Source organism: Catenulispora subtropica, assembly GCF_039531675.1.
GTDB lineage: Bacteria > Actinomycetota > Actinomycetes > Streptomycetales > Catenulisporaceae > Catenulispora > Catenulispora subtropica.
Genome location: NZ_BAAAQM010000008.1, coordinates 123,601 through 138,141, shown reverse-complemented (window position 1 = coordinate 138,141; position 14,541 = coordinate 123,601). Strand labels below are relative to the sequence as shown.

Here is a 14,541-nt window from a genome sequence, read left to right as displayed (position 1 = left end):
GCACCGACGAGCTCGGCGTGGTCGGCACCGACGAGCTCGGCGTGGTCGGCACCGACGAGCTCGGCGTGGTCGGCACCGAGGTCACCGAGGAGCTCGGCGTCGTCGGAGGCGTGGTATCCCCACCAGAACACGGCGCGTTGTCGATGGTGCAGGTGCTCGGTGCGGCTCCCGTCGATCCGGTGTTCGTGAACTCGATCCCGACCGCCGAGGCCGAGGCCCCGGCCGCCAGCGGCCCGGCCCAGGTCGGGCTGTCCAGGCGGTAGGTGTTGTTCCCCAGGGCCGTGAACGTGGCGTTCCAGGCCGATGTGGCGGCCTCTCCGGCCGGCAGGGTGAAGGTGATGCTCCAACTGTTCACGGCGGCGGAGGTGCCGTTGGTGACGGTGTAAGAGCCCTCGAAGCCGGAGCCCCAGTCACTGGTCTTCACGAAGGCCGCCGTCAGCGATCCTCCGGTAGCTGCTGACGCGGACATCGCGACAGCGGCCGCGGCTCCCGTCAAGGTCATGGCGCCGGCCACGGCTACCACCGCGGCACGACGAGATCGGCGATGCGGAAACACTGCTCCTCCTGTTGTGGCTACAGAAAAAATGGGCTGTGCGTCCCCGTGCGCTCCGATCGGCGATACGCAAGATTGGACTAGACCTCAGCTTCGGTCAAGACCCGACCCCGCACAGTGACCGGAGATCGGCAAGATTTGACTCGCGCTTGACCATGCTGTTTGCCCGTAGCAAACTCCATTGGTCCAGACCGTTTGGTCCAGACCACGACGGGTAGGTCACGTGGTCAAACCACACCCCACCCCCGTGTTACGCTTATCTCCAGCCGAAGACCGCTGGTCGCTGCTCCGAGCCGAACGGCCCGGATCAGTCGAAGGCCTCCATCACGGAGCGACCCGCCGAGGCGCGATCAGTGAAGCAGTTCCCCCGGACCCGCCCAAGGGGCCCGGTTGTGATTGTGACGCCCGCGCTCTCAGCGCCGGGCGTTTCGTCGTTTCCGGGCAGTTCCGCTCCGGGGACCGGAGTGCCGACGTCGGCTCGGACACCCCGGAAGGAGGCCCGTATGGCGAGGCCTGACAAGGCGGCCGCGGTCGCCGAGATCGCGGATCACTTCCGCGACTCGAACGCCGCCGTGCTGACCGAGTACCGCGGGCTCACCGTCGCGCAGCTCAAGGAGCTCCGTCGCGCGCTCGGTGCGACCACGCAGTACGCCGTGGTGAAGAACACGCTGACCAAGGTCGCTGCCCGCGAGGCCGGTATCTCCGGTCTGGACGAGGCGGCGCTGAAGGGCCCGTCGGCCATCGCCTTCATCAAGGGCGACCCGGTCGAGGCGGCCAAGGGTCTTCGTGACTTCGCCAAGGCGAACCCCCTCCTGGTGATCAAGGGCGGCGTCATGGAGGGCAAGGCCCTCTCCGCCGCGGAGATCACCAAGCTCGCGGACCTGGAGTCCCGCGAGGTTCTGCTGGCCAAGGCGGCCGGCGCGATGAAGGCGTCCCTCGCGAACGCGGCGGCGCTCTTCCAGGCTCCTCTGTCGAAGGCCGTCCGCACCGTGGACGCGCTCTCGGCGAAGAAGTCCGCCGACGCCTGACAGGCACCCGGCAAAACCGAGCTAGACCCCTCATAGAGAAAGGACGCCTACCATGGCGAAGCTCAGCAACGACGAGCTGCTCGAGGCTTTCAAGGAGATGACGCTGATCGAGCTCTCCGAGTTCGTGAAGCTGTTCGAGGACACCTTCGACGTGAAGGCCGCCGCCCCGGTCGCCATCGCGGGCCCGGCCGCCGGCGGCCAGGGTGGCGGCGAGGCCGCCGCCGAGGAGGAGAAGGACGAGTTCGACGTCATCCTCGAGTCGGCCGGCGACAAGAAGATCCAGGTCATCAAGGTCGTGCGTGAGCTGACCTCGCTCGGCCTGAAGGAGGCCAAGGACCTGGTGGACGGCGCTCCGAAGCCGCTGCTGGAGAAGGTCAACAAGGAGGCCGCCGACAAGGCCAAGGCCGCCCTGGAAGAGGCCGGCGCCGGCGTCTCCGTCAAGTAAGTCCTCGCCTCAGCGAGAGCTTCTGCAGAAGGCCCCCGGGGTTTCCCCGGGGGCCTTCTGCGTTCCCGTGGCGAGGCTCCGACCAGCCCCGGACGGCAAAGATCCCGGACGGCCTCTTGACGTAGGCCCAGCTACGCGGGATTCTGCGGTACGTCAGCTACATACAGCGCACCACAGCACCACCCCGGCCGCAGGCAGCGCGAGGCGACGGCCGGGAGGCACGGTGCGAGAAAAAAGGTGCGAAGGACGGGCCCGGCCCCCGTGTCGGCGGCGACAACCGTCGGTCGGGGCGGCTAGTCTGTCCGTCTGTTGCCCGTCGCGACGGTCCGCCACGGACCCGCGGTGAAGGCCTATTCAGGCACGGGTTGGACAGGCGTGGCCAAGACGGCTACACTGTTCGTTTGCGCTGCCTTTCTGCATGCCTCAAACCGTCAACGGGCCCGTGAAAACCTTCCGACCAGCCGGTGCCAGTGCCGCAAACACTGCCACTGACCAGGGGTTTCGCCGGATCCGTCGCCGGGTAGGGATACAGGTTTGACCGGTAGCGCTAAGGACAGCCAGTCCAGTCCGACGCCCGGAAGGACCCCTCTTGGCCGCCTCGCGCACCGCCCAGAACATCACCAAGAACGCCGCCCGCCGCATCTCCTTCGCGAAGATCAAAGAGCCGCTCGAGGTTCCGAACCTGCTCGCGCTGCAGACGGAGTCCTTCGACTGGCTCGTCGGCAACGCGACCTGGAAGGGTCGGGTCGCCGAGCAGCAGGCCGCCGGTCTCGACGTGCCCACCACCTCCGGTCTGGAGGAGATCTTCGAGGAGATCTCGCCGATCGAGGACTTCCAGGGCACCATGTCGCTGACGTTCCGCGACCACCGCTTCGAGCCCGCGAAGTACTCCATCGACGAGTGCAAGGACCGCGACTTCACGTACGCCGCCCCGCTCTTCGTCACCGCCGAGTTCACCAACAACGAGACCGGCGAGATCAAGAGCCAGACCGTGTTCATGGGCGACTTCCCGCTCATGACCAACAAGGGCACCTTCATCATCAACGGCACCGAGCGGGTCGTCGTCACCCAGCTGGTGCGCTCCCCGGGCCTGTACTTCTCGAAGGACATCGACAAGACCTCCGACAAGGACGTCTTCAACGCCAAGGTGATCCCGAGCCGCGGCGCCTGGCTGGAGTTCGAGATCGACAAGCGCGACATGGTGGGCGTGCGCGTCGACCGCAAGCGCAAGCAGCACGTCACCGTGCTCCTGAAGGCCCTGGGCTGGGACGACGCCCGGATCCTGGAGGAGTTCGGCGAGTACGAGTCGATGCGGCAGACCCTGGAGAAGGACCACACCGCCGGCCAGGACGAGGCGCTGCTGGACATCTACCGCAAGCTGCGTCCGGGCGAGCCGCCGACCCGCGAGGCCGCCCAGACCCTGCTGGACAACCTCTACTTCAACCCCAAGCGCTACGACCTGGCCAAGGTCGGCCGCTACAAGATCGACAAGAAGCTGGGCCTGGCCAGCGGCATCGACAACACGGTGCTGACCGAGGACGACATCGTCGCCACGATCAAGTTCCTGGTGAAGCTGCACGCCGGCGAGACCGAGATGGACCCGCAGGCCGAGGGCGCGCCGATGGTCGTCGTCGAGGAGGACGACATCGACCACTTCGGCAACCGCCGCCTGCGCAGCGTCGGCGAGCTGATCCAGAACCAGGTCCGCACCGGTCTGGCCCGCATGGAGCGGGTGGTCCGCGAGCGCATGACCACCCAGGACGTCGAGGCCATCACGCCGCAGACCCTGATCAACATCCGGCCGGTCGTGGCCTCCATCAAGGAGTTCTTCGGCACCAGCCAGCTGTCCCAGTTCATGGACCAGACCAACCCGCTGTCCGGGCTGACGCACAAGCGCCGCCTGAACGCGCTGGGTCCCGGCGGTCTGTCCCGGGAGCGGGCCGGCTTCGAGGTCCGCGACGTGCACCCGTCGCACTACGGCCGGATGTGCCCGATCGAGACGCCGGAAGGCCCGAACATCGGCCTGATCGGCTCGCTGGCCTCCTACGGCCGGATCAACGCCTTCGGGTTCATCGAGACCCCGTACCGGAAGGTCGAGGACGGCCGGGTCACCGACCAGATCGACTACCTGACCGCCGACGAGGAGGACCGCTTCGTCGTCGCCCAGGCCAACGCCCCGGTGACCGCGGACGGCTCCTACGTCGAGGACCGGGTGCTGTGCCGCCGCAAGGGCGGCGAGATCGAGATGATCGCGCCGGCCGACATCGACTACATGGACGTCTCCCCGCGCCAGATGGTGTCGGTCGCGACCGCGATGATCCCGTTCCTGGAGCACGACGACGCCAACCGCGCCCTGATGGGCGCGAACATGATGCGCCAGGCCGTGCCGCTGCTGCAGTCGGACTCGCCGTACGTCGGCACCGGCATGGAGTTCCGCGCCGCGGTCGACGCCGCCGACGTGGTGCTGGCCGACAAGGCCGGTGTGGTGACCGAGGTGTCCGCCGACCTGGTGACCGTCGCCAACGACGACGCGACCACCAACGTCTACCGGATCGCCAAGTTCCGCCGCTCCAACCAGGGCACGTCCTTCAACCAGAAGGTCATCGTCTCCGAGGGCGACCGGGTCGAGGTGGGCTCCGTGCTCGCCGACGGTCCGTGCACCCAGGACGGCGAGATGGCGCTGGGCAAGAACCTGCTCGTGGCGTTCATGCCGTGGGAGGGCCACAACTACGAGGACGCGATCATCTTGTCGCAGCGCCTCGTGCAGGACGACGTCCTGTCCTCGATCCACATCGAGGAGCACGAGGTCGACGCCCGGGACACCAAGCTGGGCCCGGAGGAGATCACCCGGGACATCCCGAACGTCTCCGAGGAGGTCCTGGCCGACCTCGACGAGCGCGGCATCATCCGGATCGGCGCGGACGTCGTCCCCGGCGACATCCTGGTCGGCAAGGTCACCCCGAAGGGCGAGACCGAGCTGACCCCGGAGGAGCGGCTGCTGCGCGCGATCTTCGGCGAGAAGGCGCGCGAGGTGCGCGACACCTCGCTGAAGGTGCCGCACGGCGAGCAGGGCAAGATCATCGGTGTCCGGATCTTCGACCGGGACAGCGGCGACGAGCTGCCCCCGGGCGTGAACCAGCTGGTCCGGGTGTACGTGGCGCAGAAGCGCAAGATCACCCACGGTGACAAGCTGGCCGGCCGCCACGGCAACAAGGGCGTCATCGCCAAGATCCTGCCGGTCGAGGACATGCCGTTCCTCGAGGACGGGACCCCGGTCGACATCGTCCTGAACCCGCTGGGCGTGCCCTCCCGGATGAACCCGGGCCAGGTGCTGGAGACCCACCTCGGGTGGATCGCCGCCACCGGCTGGGACATCGGCGAGGGTCAGGCCGAGTGGCAGGAGCGCCTGCGCTCGATCGGCGCCGACACCGCCGAGCCGCACACCAAGGTGGCGACCCCGGTCTTCGACGGCGCCCGCGAGGACGAGATCTCCGGCCTGCTGGAGAACACCCTGAAGACCCGCGACGGCGTGCGCCTGGTGGACGGCACCGGCAAGGCCCGGCTGTTCGACGGCCGCTCCGGCGAGCCGTTCCCGTACCCGATCTCGGTCGGCTACATGTACATCCTGAAGCTGCACCACCTGGTGGACGACAAGCTGCACGCGCGCAGCACCGGCCCCTACTCGATGATCACGCAGCAGCCGCTGGGCGGTAAGGCCCAGTTCGGCGGCCAGCGGTTCGGCGAGATGGAGGTGTGGGCCCTGGAGGCCTACGGCGCCGCGTACGCGCTGCAGGAGCTGCTCACCATCAAGTCCGACGACGTGCTCGGCCGCGTGAAGGTCTACGAGGCCATCGTCAAGGGCGACAACATCCCGGAGCCGGGCATCCCCGAGTCCTTCAAGGTGTTGATCAAGGAAATGCAGTCCCTGTGCCTCAACGTCGAGGTGCTCAGCAAGGACGGCACCATGATCGAACTGAGGGACACCGACGAGGACGTCTTCCGGGCGGCCGAGGAACTCGGCATCGACCTGTCCCGGCGTGAGCCGAGCAGCGTCGAGGAAGTCTGATCGAACGACTCATCGAGGAGGATAGAAACCACATGCTTGACGTCAATTTCTTCGACGAGCTCCGTATCGGTCTGGCCACCGCCGACGACATCCGCACCTGGTCCTACGGCGAGGTGAAGAAGCCGGAGACCATCAACTACCGCACCCTGAAGCCGGAGAAGGACGGGCTCTTCTGCGAGAAGATCTTCGGCCCCACCCGGGACTGGGAGTGCTACTGCGGCAAGTACAAGCGCGTCCGCTTCAAGGGCATCATCTGTGAGCGCTGCGGCGTCGAGGTGACCCGCGCCAAGGTGCGCCGCGAGCGGATGGGCCACATCGAGCTGGCCGCTCCGGTGACCCACATCTGGTACTTCAAGGGCGTACCGTCCCGGCTGGGCTACCTGCTGGACCTGGCGCCGAAGGACCTGGAGAAGGTCATCTACTTCGCGGCCTACATGATCACCGAGGTCGACGACGAGCGCCGCACCCGCGACCTGCCCTCGCTGGAGGCCAAGGTCTCGGTCGAGCGCCAGCAGGTCGAGAACCGGCGCGACGCCGACATCGAGGCCCGGCAGAAGAAGCTCGAGGAGGACCTCGCGGCCCTGGAGGCCGAGGGGGCCAAGGCCGACCAGCGCCGCAAGGTGCGCGAGGGCGGCGAGCGGGAGATGAAGCAGCTGCGCGACCGCGCGCAGCGCGAGATCGACCGCCTGGACGAGGTCTGGAGCCGGTTCAAGTCGCTCAAGGTCCAGGACCTGGAGGGCGACGAGATCCTGTACCGCGAGATGCGGGACCGCTACGGCACCTACTTCTCCGGCTCGATGGGCGCCGCCGCGCTGCAGAAGCGCCTGGAGAACTTCGACCTGGACGCCGAGGCGGAGTCGCTGCGCGACACCATCCGCACCGGCAAGGGCCAGAAGAAGACCCGCGCGCTGAAGCGGCTGAAGGTCGTCGAGGCCTTCCGCGCCACCAACAACTCGCCGTCCGGCATGGTGCTGGACTGCGTCCCGGTGATCCCGCCGGACCTGCGTCCGATGGTGCAGCTGGACGGTGGCCGGTTCGCCACCTCCGACCTGAACGACCTGTACCGCCGCGTGATCAACCGCAACAACCGCCTCAAGCGGCTGCTGGACCTGGGCGCGCCGGAGATCATCGTCAACAACGAGAAGCGGATGCTCCAGGAGGCCGTGGACTCGCTGTTCGACAACGGCCGCCGCGGCCGTCCGGTCACCGGCCCGGGCAACCGTCCCCTGAAGTCCCTGAGCGACATGCTCAAGGGCAAGCAGGGCCGGTTCCGCCAGAACCTGCTGGGCAAGCGCGTCGACTACTCGGCCCGTTCGGTCATCGTCGTCGGCCCGCAGCTCAAGCTGCACCAGTGCGGTCTGCCCAAGCAGATGGCGCTGGAGCTGTTCAAGCCGTTCGTCATGAAGCGCCTCGTGGACCTGAACCACGCGCAGAACATCAAGTCCGCCAAGCGGATGGTGGAGCGCGCGCGGCCGGTCGTGTGGGACGTCCTGGAGGAGGTCATCGGTGAGCACCCGGTTCTGCTGAACCGCGCGCCCACCCTGCACCGCCTGGGCATCCAGGCCTTCGAGCCGCAGCTGGTCGAGGGCAAGGCGATCCAGATCCACCCGCTGGTCTGCACCGCGTTCAACGCGGACTTCGACGGCGACCAGATGGCGGTGCACCTGCCGCTGTCCGCCGAGGCGCAGGCCGAGGCCCGGGTCCTGATGCTGTCCTCGAACAACATCCTGTCCCCGGCGCACGGCCGGCCGATCACCTCGCCGACCCAGGACATGGTGCTGGGCCTGTTCTTCCTGACCATGGACCGGGACGGGATGAAGGGCGAGGGCCGGGCGTTCGGCTCGATCGCCGAGGCCATGATGGCCTTCGACAACCGTGAGCTGGACCTGCAGGCGCCGGTCGAGCTGCGGATCTCCGAGGCCGTGCCGCCGCGCGGCTGGGAGGCGCCGGAGGGCTGGGAGACCGGTCAGCCGTTCCGCCTGAAGACCACGCTGGGCCGGGCGCTGTTCAACGAGCTGCTGCCGCTGGACTACCCGTACGAGAACCGCGAGGTGGCCAAGAAGCAGCTCTCGGCGATCGTCAACGACCTGGCCGAGCGCTACCCGAAGGTCACGGTCGCGGCGACCCTGGACAACCTGAAGTCCGCGGGCTTCTACTGGGCCACCCGCTCCGGCGTCACGGTGTCCGTCGAGGACATCGTCGTGCCGCCGAAGAAGGGCGAGATCCTCGAGGGCTACGAGGCCCAGGCCGCCAAGATCCAGAAGCAGTACGAGCGCGGCCTGGTCACCAAGGAGGAGCGGAACCAGGAGCTGATCTCGATCTGGACCAAGGCGACCAACGAGGTCGCCGACGCGATGCAGGCGAACTTCTCGAAGACCAACCCGATCTTCATGATGGTCGACTCCGGCGCGCGCGGTAACTTCATGCAGATGCGGCAGATCGCCGGTATGCGCGGTCTGGTGTCGAACGCCAAGAACGAGACCATCCCGCGTCCGATCAAGGCCTCGTTCCGCGAGGGCCTGTCGGTGGTCGAGTACTTCATCTCGACCCACGGCGCCCGCAAGGGTCTGGCCGACACCGCGCTGCGGACCGCCGACTCCGGGTACCTCACCCGGCGTCTGGTGGACGTGTCGCAGGACGTGATCATCCGCGAGGAGGACTGCGGCACCGAGCGCGGCATCATGATGCCGATCGCGGCCAAGGGCTCCGACGGCCGGCTGATCAAGGACGAGAACGTCGAGAACTCGGTCTACGCGCGCAACACCGCCGAGAAGGTCGTCGTCGACAAGAAGACGATCCTCGAGGCCGGCGTGGACCTGGGCGACGTCGCCATCGACAAGCTGGTCGAGCACGGCGTCTCCGAGGTCAAGGTGCGCTCGGTGCTGACCTGCGAGTCCAAGGTCGGGACCTGCGCGATGTGCTACGGCCGGTCGCTGGCCACCGGCAAGCTGGTGGACGTCGGCGAGGCGGTGGGCATCATCGCCGCGCAGTCCATCGGCGAGCCCGGCACCCAGCTGACCATGCGCACCTTCCACACCGGCGGTGTGGCCGGTGACGACATCACGCAGGGTCTGCCGCGTGTCATCGAGCTGTTCGAGGCCCGCACGCCCAAGGGCGTGGCGCCGATCGCCGAGGCGGCCGGCCGGGTCCGGATCGAGGACACCGACAAGACCCGCAAGATCGTCATCGTGCCGGACGACGGCTCGGAGGAGGTGGCGTACCCGGTCAGCAAGCGCACCATGCTGCTGGTCGGCGACGACACCCACGTCGAGGTCGGGCAGGAGCTCACCAAGGGCACCGTCAACCCGCACGACGTGCTGCGCATCCTGGGCCAGCGCCAGGTGCAGATCCACCTGGTGGCCGAGGTCCAGAAGGTGTACCGCAGCCAGGGTGTGCCGATCCACGACAAGCACATCGAGATCATCGTCCGGCAGATGCTGCGCCGGGTGACGATCATCGAGGCCGGCGACGCCGAGCTGCTGCCCGGCGAGCTGGTGGAGCGCGGCCGCTTCGAGGTCGAGAACCGCAAGGTGGTCTCCGAGGGTGGGCAGCCGGCCTCCGGCCGTCCGCAGCTGATGGGGATCACCAAGGCCTCGCTGGCCACCGACTCCTGGCTCTCGGCGGCCTCCTTCCAGGAGACCACCCGGGTCCTGACCGACGCGGCGATCAACGGCAAGTCCGACTCGCTGCTCGGCCTGAAGGAGAACGTGATCATCGGCAAGCTGATCCCGGCCGGCACCGGCATGCCCCGGTACCGGAACATCAAGGTCGAGCCGACGGAGGAGGCGAAGGCCCAGATGTACACGCTGGTGGGCTACGACGACGACTACTCGTCGTACAGCTTCGGCAGCGGCTCGGGCCAGGCGGTCCCGCTGGAGGAGTACGACTTCGGCGGGTACAGCGGCTGAGGCCGGGCTGAGCTCGTAGAGCACTGAGAGGGCGGTCGTCTCCTACGGGAGGCGGCCGCCCCTCGGCGTTCAGGAGGCGCGCCGCCCGAAGCGGCGGCGCCGTCCGCGTTCCCGCCGCACGGCCAGCACCAGGCTGAACGACGAGAACCCGGGCTCGTCCCGCAGCTTGTCGAGCCACTGGTACAGCTCGTCCTCGCCGAGGGGCCGGGTCAGGGCACCACGGTCCCGCAGCCGGGCCAGCGCCCGTCCGAGGCGCAGCTCCACCTGCTCGGGCCGCTCGCCCACCAGCTGCGCCACGTGCGCCGACGAGAGCTCCTCGCGGTATCTGAACACCAGCGCGGCGCGTGTCTTCGCGTCGAACGTCTCGAACTGCTCCTGGAAATCCATGGCTCCCCCGTCGCGTGGGTCTCTCTTCAGAGCTTTGATGCGCGGGACGTGACGGAGGTTCCCTCGTGGGTACCCTAAGCATGTCGCCGCGACTCGAAAGGCTGATGGCCGATGAACGACCAGCCCGAGCTCGGGCGTCCGAACTACAGCGCCGGCGGCTCCCGTCCGAATCCGGGCGCCGTGCCGCAGCGCCAGGGCGGGTACGTTCCCGAGGAGGGCGCCCGGCTGGAGCTGCGTGCGGTGTTCGCGATGGCGGCCGCGGTGCTGGCGTGGTCGTCGTGGACGCCGTTCTACAACCTGCCGATCGTCGTCGCGCTGGTCGCCGCGGGGTTCGCCGCGAAGTGGGGGGCGCAGGCCAAGCGGAACATCCTCGCCGCCGACGGTGCCCGGTCCGGGGCCGGGCTCGCGGACATCGCGCGGCTGCTGGGGCTGGCCGATCTGGCGATCCTGGCCTATCTGCTCTTCCACTACTACTTCATCGCGCACGCCGGGGTGAAGGGCGTGCTGACCTTGTTGCTGACGTGACGGGCGAACGCTTCTGAGGCGGGGGAACATCTCCCGGGCCCCAGCTGTTGACCATGGCGTCGGTTCAGCGCCGCCGCCTCGTTAATCGGCTTCCGCACGGCTGGCGCCGTGCGAGAATGGGTGGGTTCGGGGCAGCCGTGGACCGGGAGGCGGACGGGAAGTGTTCGAGGCGCGGACCTGCCGCCTTGATGGCGGACCGGTCCGGTGCTAAGGTCCCTCCCCCCGTTTTGACCTCACCGGCATGCCCTGGGTAGGCTCGTCGCCGTGCCAGGGGTGTCCCCCCGGCTCCTCCTGCCTGCGCACCGTCCGGGTGAGCGGCGGCCTCGCCGCCAGGCTCACCGGGAAGACAGCAGGGGTCTGTGGGTCGCGACACGCCCGACCTCGTGGACCGGACGTCCCGGGTGATACCCGGACACGTGTGACACCGGGTCACGGAGCGGCGCGGTGCGCGACAAGTGGACAAGCAGGAACTCGACGCGAAACCGAGAGGTAGTAGCACTCCACGCCCGGGGTCGCCCACGTGGAGACGTAGAAAGAAAGGGAAGGCCAAGACCTAGTGCCTACCATTCAGCAGTTGGTCCGCAAGGGCCGGCAGGACAAGGTTGTGAAGAACAACACTCCTGCCCTCAAGGGATCTCCGCAGCGCCGCGGCGTCTGCACCCGCGTGTACACCACCACGCCCAAGAAGCCGAACTCGGCGCTGCGCAAGGTGGCCCGTGTGAAGCTCTCCTCCGGCATCGAGGTCACGGCCTACATCCCGGGCGTCGGCCACAACCTGCAGGAGCACTCCATCGTGCTGGTGCGCGGCGGCCGTGTGAAGGACCTGCCGGGCGTTCGGTACAAGATCGTCCGTGGCTCCCTGGACACGCAGGGCGTGAAGAACCGCAAGCAGGCCCGCAGCCGCTACGGCGCGAAGAAGGAGAAGTCCTAATGCCTCGTAAGGGTCCTGCCCCGAAGCACCCGGTCGTCATCGACCCGGTCTACAACTCGCCCCTGGTCACCTCGCTGGTGAACAAGGTCCTGCTGGACGGCAAGCGCTCCACCGCCGAGCGCATCGTCTACGGCGCCCTGGAGGGCTGCCGCGAGAAGACCGGCACCGACCCGGTGATCACGCTCAAGCGCGCCCTGGACAACGTCAAGCCGACCCTGGAAGTCAAGTCCCGCCGCGTCGGTGGTGCGACCTACCAGGTCCCGATCGAGGTCCGCGCCGGCCGCAGCACCACGCTGGCCCTGCGCTGGATCGTCGGCTACTCCCGGCAGCGCCGCGAGAAGACCATGACCGAGCGCCTGATGAACGAGCTCCTGGACGCCTCCAACGGCCTGGGTGCCTCCGTCAAGCGCCGCGAGGACACGCACAAGATGGCCGACGCCAACAAGGCGTTCGCGCACTACCGCTGGTAACCCGGTAGACGAGACCCCGAAAGTAGCTGAGCGAAATGGCCCCCAACGCCGTTGACCTGGCCAAGGTCCGCAACATCGGGATCATGGCCCACATCGACGCGGGCAAGACCACGACGACCGAGCGCATCCTGTACTACACGGGCATGAGCTACAAGATCGGCGAGGTCCACGACGGCGCTGCCACCACCGACTGGATGGAGCAGGAGCAGGAGCGTGGCATCACGATCACCTCCGCTGCTGTGACCTGTCACTGGCAGGTGGAAGGCGTCGACAACACCATCAACATCATCGACACCCCCGGGCACGTCGACTTCACCGTCGAGGTGGAGCGCTCGCTGCGCGTGCTCGACGGCGCGGTCGCGGTGTTCGACGGTGTGGCCGGCGTGGAACCGCAGTCCGAGACCGTGTGGCGGCAGGCCGACCGGTACGGCGTCCCGCGGATCTGCTTCATCAACAAGCTGGACCGCACCGGCGCGGAGTTCCACCGCTGCGTCGACATGATCGTCACCCGCCTGCAGGCCACCCCGCTGGTCATGCAGCTGCCGATCGGCGCCGAGGCGGACTTCAAGGGCGTCATCGACCTGGTGAAGATGAAGGCCCTGGTCTGGAACGCCGAGGCGAAGCTGGGCGAGATGTACGACGAGGTCGACATCCCCGCCACGCACACCGAGGCCGCCGACGAGTGGCGCGGTCGCCTGCTGGAGACCATCGCCGAGGCCGACGAGGAGATGATGGAGCTGTACCTGGAGGGCCAGGAGCCCACCACGGAGCAGCTGTACGCGGCCATCCGCCGCGCCACCCTCGCCTCCGCGCTGACCCCGGTGTTCTGCGGCACCGCGTTCAAGAACAAGGGCGTGCAGCCCCTGCTCGACGCGATCGTCCGCTACCTGCCCTCGCCGCTGGACGTCGAGGCGATCGACGGCCACAAGGTCGGCGACGAGGAGACGGTCCTGCACCGCAAGCCGTCCAACGACGAGCCGATGTCGGCCCTGGCCTTCAAGATCATGAGCGACCCGCACCTGGGCAAGCTCACGTTCGTCCGGGTCTACTCCGGCGTCATGGAGTCCGGCGGCACGTACCAGAACCCGGTGAAGGGCCGCAAGGAGCGCATCGGCAAGATCTACCGCATGCACGCGAACAAGCGTGAGGAGATCGAGTCGGTGGGCGCCGGCGACATCGTCGCCGTCATGGGCCTGAAGGACACCACCACGGGTGAGACGCTCGCGGACCCCGCGAACCCGATCATCCTGGAGTCGATGACCTTCCCGGCGCCGGTGATCCACGTCGCCATCGAGCCGAAGACCAAGTCCGACCAGGAGAAGCTGGGCACCGCGATCCAGCGCCTGGCCGAGGAGGACCCGTCCTTCCAGGTCCGCACGGACGAGGAGACCGGCCAGACCGTCATCTCCGGCATGGGCGAGCTCCACCTGGAGATCCTGGTGGACCGCATGCGCCGCGAGTTCAAGGTCGAGGCGAACGTCGGCAAGCCGCAGGTGGCGTACCGCGAGACCATCCGCCGCCCGGTGGAGAAGGTCGAGTACACGCACAAGAAGCAGACCGGTGGTTCCGGCCAGTACGCCTCCGTCATCATCTCGCTCGAGCCGCTGGCCGACGGCGAGCCGGGTGCCGAGGGCTACGAGTTCGTCAACGCCGTCACCGGTGGCCGCATCCCGAAGGAGTACATCCCCTCGGTCGACGCCGGCTGCCAGGACGCGATGGAGTTCGGCGTGCTCGCCGGCTTCCCGCTGACCGGCGTGAAGGTGACGCTGCTCGACGGCAAGTACCACGAGGTCGACTCCTCGGAGATGGCGTTCAAGGTCGCCGGTTCGATGGCGTTCAAGGAGGCGGCCCGCAAGGCCGACCCGGCGCTGCTCGAGCCGATGATGGCGGTCGAGGTCACCACGCCCGAGGACTACATGGGCGACGTGATCGGCGACCTGAACTCCCGTCGTGGCCAGATCCAGGCCATGGACGAGCGGTTCGGCTCCCGGGTCGTGAAGGCCCTGGTTCCGCTGAGCGAGATGTTCGGCTACGTCGGCGACCTGCGGTCGAAGACCTCCGGCCGGGCCTCGTACAGCATGCAGTTCGACTCCTACGCCGAGGTTCCCCGGAACGTGGCGGAGGAGATCGTCAAGAAGGCGCGCGGCGAGTAGCCCAAGCCGTCGGGACGGCACGGGCGACACCGGGCCGTCCTGAGAATCCGTAGAAACGCCGTCGGAGAATCCATC

The 14,541-nt window shown here is 68.0% G+C and carries 10 protein-coding genes; 8 read left to right on the top strand and 2 right to left on the bottom strand.

From position 1 onward, the window contains the following. Positions 1-469 (bottom strand): cellulose binding domain-containing protein (locus ABD466_RS44405; RefSeq protein WP_425558598.1); only part of this gene is annotated, 469 nt, incomplete at its 3' end. 587 nt (positions 470-1,056) lie between these two features. On the opposite strand from ABD466_RS44405, the gene rplJ reads away from it, so the two are divergent. From rplJ to ABD466_RS09845, 4 genes are all read left to right on the top strand, one after another. After that, positions 1,057-1,581, top strand: coding sequence for a 50S ribosomal protein L10 (gene rplJ / locus ABD466_RS09860; protein WP_344656651.1), 525 nt, complete (start codon positions 1,057-1,059; stop codon positions 1,579-1,581). A gap of 52 nt (positions 1,582-1,633) precedes the next feature. Further along, entirely contained in the window at positions 1,634-2,026 is a 393-nt protein-coding gene (gene rplL, locus ABD466_RS09855; protein WP_344656650.1) for a 50S ribosomal protein L7/L12, read from the top strand. A 589-nt stretch (positions 2,027-2,615) separates the two neighbouring features. Further along, complete coding sequence (rpoB, locus tag ABD466_RS09850; protein ID WP_344656649.1) at positions 2,616-6,092, top strand: DNA-directed RNA polymerase subunit beta; 3,477 nt, start codon at positions 2,616-2,618, stop codon at positions 6,090-6,092. Between the two features lie 32 nt (positions 6,093-6,124). Further along, entirely contained in the window at positions 6,125-10,000 is a 3,876-nt protein-coding gene (locus ABD466_RS09845; protein WP_344656648.1) for a DNA-directed RNA polymerase subunit beta', read from the top strand. Positions 10,001-10,069: 69 nt separating this feature from the next. On the opposite strand, the gene ABD466_RS09840 is transcribed toward ABD466_RS09845, so the two are convergent. Continuing rightward, positions 10,070-10,387: a sigma-70 RNA polymerase sigma factor region 4 domain-containing protein gene (locus tag ABD466_RS09840; protein WP_344656647.1), complete on the bottom strand. Its 318-nt coding sequence runs from the start codon at positions 10,385-10,387 to the stop codon at positions 10,070-10,072. 111 nt (positions 10,388-10,498) lie between these two features. On the opposite strand from ABD466_RS09840, the gene ABD466_RS09835 reads away from it, so the two are divergent. The 4 genes from ABD466_RS09835 (at position 10,499) to fusA (ending at position 14,466) form a co-directional block, all read left to right on the top strand. Then, positions 10,499-10,912, top strand: a complete 414-nt coding sequence (locus tag ABD466_RS09835) for a hypothetical protein (RefSeq protein ID WP_344656646.1) — start codon at positions 10,499-10,501, stop codon at positions 10,910-10,912. Between the two features lie 556 nt (positions 10,913-11,468). Continuing rightward, positions 11,469-11,843, top strand: coding sequence for a 30S ribosomal protein S12 (gene rpsL, locus ABD466_RS09830; protein WP_194896225.1), 375 nt, complete (start codon positions 11,469-11,471; stop codon positions 11,841-11,843). Further along, positions 11,843-12,313, top strand: coding sequence for a 30S ribosomal protein S7 (rpsG, locus tag ABD466_RS09825; protein ID WP_344656645.1), 471 nt, complete (start codon positions 11,843-11,845; stop codon positions 12,311-12,313). The genes rpsL and rpsG overlap by 1 nt, the downstream gene beginning before the upstream one ends. 35 nt (positions 12,314-12,348) lie before the next feature. Then, complete coding sequence (gene fusA, locus ABD466_RS09820) at positions 12,349-14,466, top strand: elongation factor G (RefSeq protein ID WP_344656644.1); 2,118 nt, start codon at positions 12,349-12,351, stop codon at positions 14,464-14,466. The last annotated feature ends 75 nt before the right edge of the window (positions 14,467-14,541 follow it).

What these genes read in the sequence shown, in the direction of transcription:
- ABD466_RS09840 (WP_344656647.1), bottom strand. Translation starts at nt 10,387, where the DNA reads ATGGATTTCCAGGAGCAGTTCGAGACGTTCGACGCGAAGACACGCGCC.
- ABD466_RS09835 (WP_344656646.1), top strand. Translation starts at nt 10,499, where the DNA reads ATGAACGACCAGCCCGAGCTCGGGCGTCCGAACTACAGCGCCGGCGGC.
- fusA (WP_344656644.1), top strand. Translation starts at nt 12,349, where the DNA reads ATGGCCCCCAACGCCGTTGACCTGGCCAAGGTCCGCAACATCGGGATC.
- rplL (WP_344656650.1), top strand. Translation starts at nt 1,634, where the DNA reads ATGGCGAAGCTCAGCAACGACGAGCTGCTCGAGGCTTTCAAGGAGATG.
- ABD466_RS09845 (WP_344656648.1), top strand. Translation starts at nt 6,125, where the DNA reads ATGCTTGACGTCAATTTCTTCGACGAGCTCCGTATCGGTCTGGCCACC.
- rplJ (WP_344656651.1), top strand. Translation starts at nt 1,057, where the DNA reads ATGGCGAGGCCTGACAAGGCGGCCGCGGTCGCCGAGATCGCGGATCAC.
- rpsG (WP_344656645.1), top strand. Translation starts at nt 11,843, where the DNA reads ATGCCTCGTAAGGGTCCTGCCCCGAAGCACCCGGTCGTCATCGACCCG.